The organism is Haladaptatus sp., assembly GCF_049589095.1.
Lineage (GTDB): Archaea > Halobacteriota > Halobacteria > Halobacteriales > Haladaptataceae > Haladaptatus.
The window spans coordinates 1-10,372 of the sequence record NZ_JBAWAC010000074.1; the positions used below are offsets into that span (position 1 = coordinate 1).

Below are 10,372 nucleotides of genomic sequence, written 5' to 3' on the forward strand. Positions count from 1 at the left end.
CTCACGGCCAGCGTCGTCAGCGCCGCGCTCGCGGCGCTTCCCGGTGACGTCGTCGATCTCTCGCAAAATTTGGAGTTCGAAAACCCCGTCCGGCCGGGCGAAACCGTCAGCGCGACCGCGGCCGTAACCGATGATTTGGGAGAGGACCGCCTTACGGTAGAAATCAGCGTGAAAACCGACTGACAGGTGCTCTCGGGCGAGACGACGATCATATCGCTTCCCCACGAATAGCGCCGAGTAGTTCGATCGGTCCCGATATTCTACCGGCGGCGGTTTTCTCGCCTTACGCGAAGTTCGACACGATACCGCCTCGATTCCGCCGATTTCCGTTTTCAGGGTCGATAGCGTCGACTGGAGCAGTGTCGGCGCGAAGATCGAAAACGGTCGGGGTTGATCAGTCAGCCGAAACGTGCTCCGCCGCGTTTCGGTTGATGGCGTTGAGCAGGAACGATCCACCGCCGAAGAGACCGACCGCGCCGACGAAGACGACGACTGCGCCGACGAAGAACGGGACGCCCGGCGAATAGGCGTCCTTCAAGTAGCCGGCGAGGACCGGCGCGATGGCCGCACCCGACCACCGCAGGAAGTTGTATGCGCCGCTGCTGACCGAGCGCGTGAACGGCGACACCTGAATGGCGAACGTCGTGAACATCGCGTTGGCGATGCCGCAGAAGATACCCGAAATCACGATGACGGGGAGCAGTAGTTCCGCCTGTCCTTCCGCGAATCCGGCCGCGGCGAGGACGAGGGCCATCCCAAGCACGTCAGCGAACAATACTTTCGATGCGTCGAACCTGCTCGTCAACCAGTTCACGACGAACACGGAGGAGACCGCGACGAGGGCACCCCACGCGAAGAACGTCACGCCGAGCGCCGTGGCCGAAAGGTCCGGAAGCGTAAGCGGCGAGTACGCGAGGATGGTGAAGAACCCGAAGCTGTAACAGAGACCGATGAGGGCGTTGACCAGCACGGGCGGATTTTTCAGCGCCATGATCATGTCCGCGGGCGTCGCTTGCTCCTTTCCTTCCGGTTCACGGAGGAAGGCGAGCGAGACGATGAGGGCGAGTGCCATCAGCGTCGCCGTGCCGAAGAAAGGGTAGCGCCACGAGAACGAACCGAGATAGCCGCCGAGAAGCGGGCCGCCCGCGATACCGAGGCCGAGCGCCGCCTCGTACAGCATGATGGCTTCTTCAGTCCCGCCCTCCGCAAGTCCGACGATGACCGCGAGGGCCGTCGAGGTGAACAACGCGTTACCGAAGCCCCAACCGCCGCGCACGATGGCGAGTTCGGTGATGGAGTTCGACAGTCCCGCGAGTGCCGACATCACGACGACGATGGCGAGACCGACGATGATGACGCGTTTGTTGCCGAATCTGGCGCTCAGAACGCCCGATACGAGCATGGCGACCGCCATCACGATCAGGTAGGTGGTGAACAACAGTTCGACTTCCGCCCCCGTCGCACCCATCTTGTCGCCGATGATGGGGAGTACCGGGTCGACGACGCCAATACCGAGAAACGCGACGAACGTCGCGAACGCCGTCGCCAGAACGGCAGGGGAAAAACGATCAGTAACTGTTCGTGTAGATGTACTCATCGGACAGTCATAGGTCTAACTTCCCATTTAACTTGTTGGTTTCGTCACCACCGACCGGTGACGTCCCGTATCGGGCGTGTATCCAACATCTTCTTTCGTTTCGTAATGGACGATAGGCGATCAGAATGTAACTTACTGACTGGTCAGTAAACACGAAGTCGGGAGAGGTGGCACACGAACGCTACCGGACTCGCTGGTCAGGTGTATCTCCCGGTTTCCACACCACAGGTTTCACAATAGAACGCGACTCCGCCATCGATTTCCTCGGGGACTGCCGGGGTCCGCTCGTCACACGACGGGCACGTGCGGCGGAGTTCCATCGGTTCGTCGTCACGCGGCGCGCCGAGGGCGAGGACGACGAGTCGTTCGTCGCCGCTGTTCCGTCCCTGTTGCCACTCGCCCGGCGCGAACCGTATCAGTTCACCCGAAACGACCACGACGTCACCGTCCTCGGTTTCGAACGTCGCCGTCCCCGAGAGCACGTAGAACACCTCTTCCTGTTCGAGGTGACGGTGGTAGCAATGACCGACGTGTTCGCCGGGAGCGCGTTCGAAGTAGTTGATCGCGAGGCCGGTCGTCCCGAGCGCTTCCGAGAGCGGGTGGAAAAACCGTGAGCAGGCCTCGTCCTCATCGGGGTTTTCGATTACAACTTTTTTCATTCCGGTCGGAATTGGCGGCGAGATGCATAACGGTTTGGCGTGCACTGAAACTGTCGCCGGGATCACCGGGGTCGCCAGGTTTGCCGTGTTCGCTTGCAGTCCGCCGCTCGACCCGGACCAACTCGCCCACTGTATTTTTACCCGTGCCCGTTGCCCACATGACCCATGACGACGACAGCCGAACTGGCGGATTTCGTGGTGGAAACGGGCTACGACGACCTCTCGGCGGACACGGTGGACGAACTGAAAAAGCGCGTGCTCGACTCGGTTGGAATCGCCGTGGGTGCGATGGGGGAGGAACCCGTGGAGGCGGTGCGAGCGACCGTCGAGGAGATGAGCGACGGGGGAGATTGCACCCTCTGGGGTGGAGGGAGTGCATCCCCCCCGGACGCGACCATGCTGAACACCGCGTACGTTCGCTACCTCGATTACATGGATTCGTTTCTCGCACCCGGCGAGACGCCGCACCCGAGCGACAACATCGCGGCGGCCATCGTCTGCGGTGAGTACGCCGATAGCACCGGCGAGGAACTCATCGCCGCGATAGCCATCGCCTACGAGATACAGGCGGAACTGGCGTGGAACGCGCCGGTTCGGGACCGCGGGTGGGACCACGTCACCCACACCGTCATCTCGGCGACCGCGGGGGCGTCGAAACTGCTCGGCCTGAGTCGGGAGGAAACCCGGTCGGCGATCGGCATCGCCGGGACCGCGCACAACGCCCTCCGGGTGACGCGAACCGAAGGGATCTCGGAGTGGAAGGGACTCGCCTCCGCGAACGCCGCCCGAAACGCCGTCTACTCAGCGATGCTGGCGAAGAACGGCGTGGAAGGACCGACGAACCTCTTCGAAGGCCAGAAGGGGTGGAAGCAAATCGTCTCCGGGGAGTTCGACGTGGATCTGTCGCCGGGAGAGCGCGTCCACGATGTGATGACGAAACGCTACGTCGCCGAGACGTACGCCCAATCCGCCGTGGAGGGGATCATCGAGATGGCCGAGCAGGAGGACATCGACCCCGAGCACGTCGAGTCGATCCGTCTCGACACGTTCGCGGGTGCGAAGCTCATCATCGGCGGCGGCGAGGGGTCGCGCTACGAAGTCGAGACGAAAGCGCAGGCCGACCACTCCCTGCCGTACATGCTCGCCGCCGCGCTCATCGACCGCGAGATGACCAACACACAGTACGATCCCGACAGAATTCAGCGGGACGACGTTCAGGAACTGCTCCGAACCGTCGAAGTCGAGGAGGACGAGGCGTTGACCGACCGTTTCGAGGCTGGCGAGATGCCGGCCAATATCGATATCGAGATGGACGATGGCACGACCTATCGAGTGGAGAAGGACGATTTCGCGGGGCATCCGAACAACGCGATGTCGTGGGAACAGGTCGAATCGAAGTTCGACCGGATAGCGAGCGCGTACGACGACTCGCGGCGCGAGGAAATCGTCGGGACGGTACGCGGAATGGACGACCACAGGGTCACGGACCTCGTCGAACTGCTGGCCTAATGTAGTAGTTTGAATCGAGATGGTGATTCGTGTGAGGCTACTCGGCGCATATGTTGTCAATGAGTAGCATATAACTCAGCAGTCAGTTCGACAATAATGATCATTGACAGACACTACAGATTCGGTCGGATGGGCTTTATCGGATAATCCCCCTCGAAAGAGACGGCCTGAAAGGCCTGAATTTTGGCATTGTGGGCGTCATGTCGGGCTTATTCGATTCGGGAGGGGATAGCCGGAGAGTACCCGTCGAACTGCTCGCTAAAACGGTGCTATGCATTGAAATACAGTTGCGGCGACACGAGAAAGTGGACGACGAACACAGGCAACGTGCCGGTGTCGTCCAAGGTAGATACAATGAAAAAAGGACTTAGAATGCTGCTCGTGATGACCGTCGTGGCCAGTGTCTTCGCGGTTGGCTTTGCCGGCAACGCGGCTGCATACGGACACCACCACAAGAAGATGGCAGGAGACACCCAGTACAGTTCCCAGCACGCGTGGTCTGGTGTCAGCCAAGGCCAGTACGTCGCACAGGGTAACGCCAACCACCAAGACACCAACGTCGCAATCTCGGCTGCGCTCGGTCGCGACGCTGAATCCGACGACGCGACGGCAATCCAGGCGAGCTACCAGAGCAACGACAACTCGCAAGCCGCGTGGTCCCAAGCAGGGAACTGGAACGAACAGGAAAACTAAGCTTTCGACGCGGTACTGACCGCAGGGGATTCGTCCCCAACTGATATCCAACTCGTCAATTTTTCCGGCCGTCGACGTCACGACGACCAGTAATCGGTGTTGTGCGTCGAATGGTCGCCCAATAACAAAGCACGATACTCCCGTCATTTCGTCCAGCCATGACCATACACCAACTCATCCCGACCAGTGCGGACGACTCACCCAAGCGCGTTGAACAGCGTGGGGGTTCGAGTCGGAGAGTACACATCGCTGCCGTCGTTCTCGTCGCCATCCTCACGTCAATGGCGAGCGTCGGCGCCCTTTCAGGAGCACCGTCGCCGCAGCACCCCGATTCGGTTGCCAGTAGTTGTTCCCCTGACGCCGGAGCGGGCGACCATGTCGCGTGGCATGTCGAACGCTACGGTGCGGGGTGTCACGAAAACGAGTTTACCCGATTTCCGGAAGGTGAACAGATAGACCACATCGGCGACCCGCCGTGGGTCCCGCTGTAACCGACGGGCAAAAGCGAACTCCACTGGGAATACCGAACTCCCACCGTTTTACGGCAGCGGACGTGCGAAATCGTTACTACTTGGTAGCGGAATCACTGAACGATGAACGTTCGGGACGGTGTGATCGAAGTCGGTATCGCGGTGCTCTCGTTTCTCGTCGTCGGCGTGCTCGTGACGGAACTCCTCCGGGAGCGTATCTGGCCCTCGTTATTGGTCGGAATTCCGACCGGTTTGATCGCCGGCATCGTCGTCTTCGGGGTGGTACATTACGTCCGTGCCCGTGACTGAGTTCGATTCTCGACTGGATCAACGTACCTCGACCGGGTCCAATGAACGCGTACCGCCCAACTCCTTTTGTAGCTGTTCGTCGTAACCCGTTCGGGGGTTTCATGACCGACAGAGCATTCGACTTTCTGCACATCAACGAGCGCGAATCGAAACCACGCGACCAAGGGATCACCGAGATGCGCGGGCCGTACTACGACCCGATGGGGCCGCGCGAGCTGAAGGATATCCTGGAAACGATGGGCGAGTACGTGGACATCTACAAGTTCTCCGGCGGGTCGTTCGCCCTGATGCCCGAGGACGTGGTGGAGGAACTCATCTCGATCTGCCACGACCACGACGTCGAGGTATCGACCGGGGGATACATCGAGAACGTACTCCTCCGCGACAACGACAAGGTCGAGCGGTACATCGAGGAGGCCGGAAACCTCGGCTTCGACATCGTGGAAATCTCGTCCGGGTTCATCGCCATCGACGTGGACGACATGGTCGGGTTGACCGAACTCGTTCAGGAACACGGCCTGAAGGCCAAGCCGGAGATCAACGTCCAGTTCGGCGCTGGCGGCGCGTCATCCGTCGAAGAACTGGAGAGCGAAGCGGCCATCGATCCGGCGAGCGCGATTCGGGAGGCGGAACGCCACCTCGAAGCGGGCGCGTACAAGATCATGGTCGAATCGGAGGGTATCACCGAACGCGTCCGCGAGTGGCGCACCGACGTCGCCTTCGAGATCGCAAACGAAGTCGGTATCGAGAACTGCGTGTTCGAGGCCGCCGATCCACCGGTGTTCGAGTGGTACATCAAGAACTTCGGGCCGGACGTGAACCTGTTCGTGGACAACTCACAGATCGTGGAGTTGGAGTGCATGCGTTCGGGACTGTGGGGCAAGAAGACGTCGTGGGGACGGGTCGTGTCGTACAAGGGGGAGTGATCGACCCGAACCCCACCAGTCCGCCAGTCGATATTTACCGTTGTCCGTCCACCAGCAGCACATGGAGTACGAGACGATGGGCGGCGAGGAGATTCCGAAGATAGGCCTCGGAACGTGGCGGATGGAAGGTGGAACGTGCCGCGATGCGGTCTCGACGGCGCTCGACCTCGGCTACCGACACATCGACACCGCACAGGCCTACAGCAACGAGCGAGAGGTCGGGCAGGCCATCGAACACTCGGACGTTGACCGTGACGAGATCTTCCTGACGACGAAGGTGTGGCCGATGAACCGCAAACGGGCCGACATCGTGAACTCCGTCAACGAGAGTCTGACGAAACTCGGCACCGAATACGTCGATCTGCTGCTCATCCACTGGCCGAACCCGCTCGCTTCGACGGGAGAGGTGATGCGAACGCTGTCGGACCTCCAGAACGACGGATTGACGCGGCACATCGGCGTGAGCAACTTCGACGCGGAGCAACTGGAAACAGCGCGGGAGAAAGCGACGGTGGACGTGTTCACCGACCAAGTCCAGTTCCACCCCTTCAACCCGCAGGAAGAGCTACTGGAATACTGCCAGGAAAACGACGTGCTATTGACGGCCTACAGTCCGCTCGCACACGGCGGAGCCATGCACGATCACGTGCTCACTGAACTCGGTAAGAAATACGACAAAACGCCCGCACAGGTCGCGCTTCGATGGGTGACACAACAGGAGAAGGTCGTCACGATTCCGAAATCCACGAGCGAGGAACATCTGGAACAGAATCTCGACATCTTCGACTTCGAGTTGACCGAAACGGAGATGGCAATTGTGGCTCGCCCATCCCGCCTTCAGACCGGACTCTCGATGGTTCGCGGTCGGTTGGGACGGTAAGTTCTATCCGTCGAACTCCGCGCCATCGGCGCGAAGTTCGTCCACGATGGCCGCTCCGACGCTGACGACGTTGTCCAGCGTGGCGTCGAACGTTTCCTTCTCCACGCCGTCGTGGAGACTCTCCCGAATCGACTGGCCGTCGTACGGCCGGTCGAAGTTGACGACGCCGCGGACGCTCAGATACCGATCCAGCAGTCCGAACCTATCGAGGGCGGTCGCGGTTCCCATCTCCTCCATCTCGGTCGTCGCGTAGGTTCCCGCGTCGTACTCGTCCACGAGCCACTGAGCCTGCTCGGCGACCGTCCCGCCGTGCCAGAACTCGTCGCTACAGAGCGTCGTTCCGACGGCTACGCTCGGGTCGGATCGCGCGGCGTCCTCCGAGTAGTGATCCCGGTACGCTCTCGAAGCCCCCGAATCGCGTAGCTCGACCGATTTCCCGGCGTCGAGAGCCGTCGCCACGAGTTCGTCGTTCAGGTGATAGACGTAATCGTGCGGTCGATACGAGAACAGTTCGAGGGGATGGTTCCGCTCTGCTTCCGTTTCGCCGTCGCGGGCCGCCCAGCGATGCTTCTTGTCCCAATCGACGATGGCGTCGGCGACGAACACCGACCCGAGCGTTCCCACGTCCGGCGGCGTCCCCGCGACGCCGACCGTGACGAAGTATGCCGAAGAGCAGTCGAATTTCCGCGAAGCGAGGATGGCGGTCACGGTCGCCGCCGCTTCCGGTTTCCCCATCCCGGTGGACGTGATCCCGATCCCGTCGTCGGTGTAGTAAACCGGCATGTTCGCGCCGGGGACCGATGCCGAGTTCTCGAACTCGTAGGTCGAGAGCCACCGTTCGAACTCGTCGGGGAGGTCCTTTTTCATCTCGAAATCGTCCGCCGCGAAGGCGGGCAACAGGAGTACGTCGAGCGAAATCGGCTCCGTCGCATCCGTCATACGCGAACTCACTCCACCGGAATTTCGACCAGCGTCATGCCGTCACTCTCGACGGCCCCGGTCAGCGCCTCCTCGATCTCGTCCCACGTTTCGGCCCGTACGCCGTCGATACCGAAGCTCTCGGCGAACTTCACGAAGTCAGGGTTCGTCAGCCCGGTGCCGAAGTGTTCGCCGAACTCCTCCTCCTGTTCCTCGGTGATGAGTTTGTACTCGTCGTCGTTGAAGACGATGATGGTGTAATCGCAGTCGAGGCGGGTCGCCGTGTCGATCTCCGCGCCGTTCATCAGGAATCCGCCGTCGCCCGTGGCGACGACGACCTCGGAATCGAGCGCGAGGTCCGCCGCGAGGCCGCCCGGCACGCCGATACCCATGCTGGCGAGGCCGTTCGAGACGAGGACCGTGTTCGGTTCGTAGGTCGGGAAATCCTGAGCGATCGCCATCTTGTGACTGCCGACGTCGGAGACGAGCACGTCGTCGTCCGCCATCGCCTCGCGGAGGACGGGGAGGACGTTTCGTACCGAGAGCGGGGCGTCGGCGTCGGGCCACCGCGTCGTCTGTTCCACGAGCGCTTCGCGCTGCTCACGGTACCATCCGGCGGGACAGGCGACGTCGAGTCGGTCCCGAAGCGCGTCGAGACCGGCGGAGATGTCACAGATCAGTTCGACGTTCGGGTTGTAATGTTCGTACACCTCGGCGGGTTCCGAATCGAGGTGAACGACGTCCTTGTCGCGGTCGGGGTTCCAACTCTCCGGGTCGTGTTCGGCGATGTCGTAGCCGAGCGTGAGCACGCAGTCGGCCTCCCGAATGGCGTCCTCGGCTTCGCCGTTTTCGCCCGAATCGAGCGTGAACAGCGAGTGGTCGTCGGCGTCGGAGAGCGCCCCTTTCCCCATGTACGTCGCGGCGACGGGGACGGCCGTTTCCGAGACGAACTCCCGGAGGCTTTCGGCGGCCTGCTCCCGAACTGCGCCGTTACCCGCGATGACGAGCGGTCGTTCGGCGTCCTGAAGCAGTTCGACGGCGTACTCGACGGACTGTTCATCGGGGTCGGAACGGCGGACCGGACGACGGGTGACGAGCGGTTCCGCGTCCGTCTCCTCGGCCGCGACGTCTTCCGGAAATTCGAGGTGCGTCGCGCCGGGTTTCTCGTATTGGGCGAGTTTGAACGCCTTGCGCACCGATTCGTTGATGATCTCCGGATCGCTCAGTTGGGTGTTCCACTTGGTCACCGACCGAAACGTGTGGATCACGTCGATGAGTTGGTGGCTCTCCTTGTGGAGTCGCTCCAGTCCCGCCTGCCCGGTGATGGCGACGACGGGACTCTTGTCGAGGTGGGCGTCTGCAACCCCCGTCAGGAGGTTCGTCGCGCCCGGGCCAAGCGTCGAGAGACAGACGCCCGCTTTCCCGGTCACGCGCCCGTGTACGTCGGCCATGAAGGCCGCGCCCTGTTCGTGTCGTACTGGGATGAACTCGATGTCGGAATCGCGGATGGAAAAGAGCACGTCGCCGAGTTCCTCACCCGGCAGGCCGAAGACGTACTCGACTCCCTCCGCTTCCAGACACTCCACGAGTAAATCGGATGCCTTCATCGGTCGAAATAGGGCGACCGAGGATTAGTGCCTGTTGGCAGTTCCGCAATTAGTGCTCCTTGGTAGTTCCACAGTTGCACGGCGCGACGCTATCGATGGCGAGCAGGCGACAACCGCTGCCCGTTTCCGCTTCGAGGAGCAGGTTGCAGTCGTTGCGGCGCAGTTCGAGGGCACAACTGTTGAACCGCACCACCGTATCGTTGTCCCCGTCTCCATCGACGTCCGTGACCGTCTGGTGGCACGGACTCGCCGCCCGACCGTCGGTCTCCGTGAGGAGTTCCTCGATGTCGGAACAGGAGACCTGCTTCCATCGCGGATTGCGGTACTTCTGGCAAGTCGGCGTGTCGAACGTTGCTCGCGTCGAGGACGGCCGCAACCGGATGCTCTCGGGTTTCACGTTCGGCCACCCAATGTAGACGGTGAACACCTCGTTTTTACTCGCGTCGATCCTGTTCGGACAGCATCCGGGCTTCACGTCCATCCAACAGGTCTTACAACACTCGGTCGCGCTCGCCGCACCGATGGCCGACGAACTCCCAAAAGCGGTGCCCGCGACGGCGAGGCCGCTTCGTTTGAGGACGCTTCGCCGGGTCCAGGTGTGTCGTTTCGGTTCCATGTGAGTCGGGGGAGAATGGGTATGCGATATGTTACCTTTTTTGACCGTCTCGAAGAGAGGTCTTTCGTCGGATACGCGTCGGCGTTGGTCCACGAACCGGTCGATCGACAAAATGAATAGGAGACCGATGACGGAGATTTCCTCGTCCGACCCGTAAAAGCGAGGCGGTCGAGCGAAACCTCCCGTTC

The 10,372-nt window shown here is 61.4% G+C and carries 11 protein-coding genes and 1 pseudogene; 7 read left to right on the plus strand and 5 right to left on the minus strand.

The window, feature by feature from the left end:
• Positions 1-183 (plus strand): annotated as a pseudogene (locus WBV42_RS02635) (acyl dehydratase); the annotation flags it as partial.
• A 211-nt stretch (positions 184-394) separates the two neighbouring features.
• On the opposite strand, the gene WBV42_RS02640 reads toward WBV42_RS02635, so the two are convergent.
• Complete coding sequence (locus tag WBV42_RS02640; protein ID WP_423984658.1) at positions 395-1,597, minus strand: MFS transporter; 1,203 nt, start codon at positions 1,595-1,597, stop codon at positions 395-397.
• A gap of 197 nt (positions 1,598-1,794) precedes the next feature.
• A complete protein-coding gene (locus tag WBV42_RS02645) occupies positions 1,795-2,256 on the minus strand; it encodes a cupin domain-containing protein (RefSeq protein ID WP_423984659.1) in 462 nt (153 codons plus the stop codon).
• A 165-nt stretch (positions 2,257-2,421) separates the two neighbouring features.
• Between WBV42_RS02645 and WBV42_RS02650 the strand changes: the two genes are divergently transcribed.
• The 6 genes from WBV42_RS02650 (at position 2,422) to WBV42_RS02675 (ending at position 7,043) form a co-directional block, all read left to right on the plus strand.
• Positions 2,422-3,765 carry an MmgE/PrpD family protein gene (locus WBV42_RS02650; protein ID WP_423984660.1) on the plus strand — a complete coding sequence of 448 codons (1,344 nt, stop codon included), beginning with the start codon at positions 2,422-2,424 and terminating at the stop codon, positions 3,763-3,765.
• Positions 3,766-4,119: 354 nt separating this feature from the next.
• On the plus strand, positions 4,120-4,458 hold the full coding sequence (locus WBV42_RS02655) for a hypothetical protein (RefSeq protein ID WP_423984661.1): 339 nt from the start codon (positions 4,120-4,122) through the stop codon (positions 4,456-4,458).
• 158 nt (positions 4,459-4,616) lie between these two features.
• Complete coding sequence (locus tag WBV42_RS02660) at positions 4,617-4,949, plus strand: hypothetical protein (protein WP_423984662.1); 333 nt, start codon at positions 4,617-4,619, stop codon at positions 4,947-4,949.
• 102 nt (positions 4,950-5,051) lie between these two features.
• Positions 5,052-5,237 (plus strand): hypothetical protein, encoded by a 186-nt coding sequence (locus tag WBV42_RS02665; RefSeq protein WP_423984663.1) that lies wholly within the window; start codon positions 5,052-5,054, stop codon positions 5,235-5,237.
• A gap of 101 nt (positions 5,238-5,338) precedes the next feature.
• Positions 5,339-6,163 (plus strand): phosphosulfolactate synthase, encoded by an 825-nt coding sequence (locus WBV42_RS02670; protein WP_423984664.1) that lies wholly within the window; start codon positions 5,339-5,341, stop codon positions 6,161-6,163.
• A gap of 61 nt (positions 6,164-6,224) precedes the next feature.
• Entirely contained in the window at positions 6,225-7,043 is an 819-nt protein-coding gene (locus tag WBV42_RS02675; protein ID WP_423984665.1) for an aldo/keto reductase, read from the plus strand.
• 3 nt (positions 7,044-7,046) lie between these two features.
• On the opposite strand, the gene WBV42_RS02680 is transcribed toward WBV42_RS02675, so the two are convergent.
• Genes WBV42_RS02680 through WBV42_RS02690 form a run of 3 tightly spaced genes read right to left on the minus strand, consistent with a single transcriptional unit; the run spans position 7,047 to position 10,184 of the window.
• The gene (locus WBV42_RS02680) at positions 7,047-7,982 is read right to left on the minus strand and encodes a phosphorylase (RefSeq protein ID WP_423984666.1); all 936 of its coding nucleotides are present in this window, start codon (positions 7,980-7,982) and stop codon (positions 7,047-7,049) included.
• Between the two features lie 8 nt (positions 7,983-7,990).
• Entirely contained in the window at positions 7,991-9,568 is a 1,578-nt protein-coding gene (locus WBV42_RS02685; protein ID WP_423984667.1) for an acetolactate synthase large subunit, read from the minus strand.
• Positions 9,569-9,617: 49 nt separating this feature from the next.
• Positions 9,618-10,184, minus strand: a complete 567-nt coding sequence (locus tag WBV42_RS02690; protein WP_423984668.1) for a hypothetical protein — start codon at positions 10,182-10,184, stop codon at positions 9,618-9,620.
• Positions 10,185-10,372 lie beyond the last annotated feature (188 nt).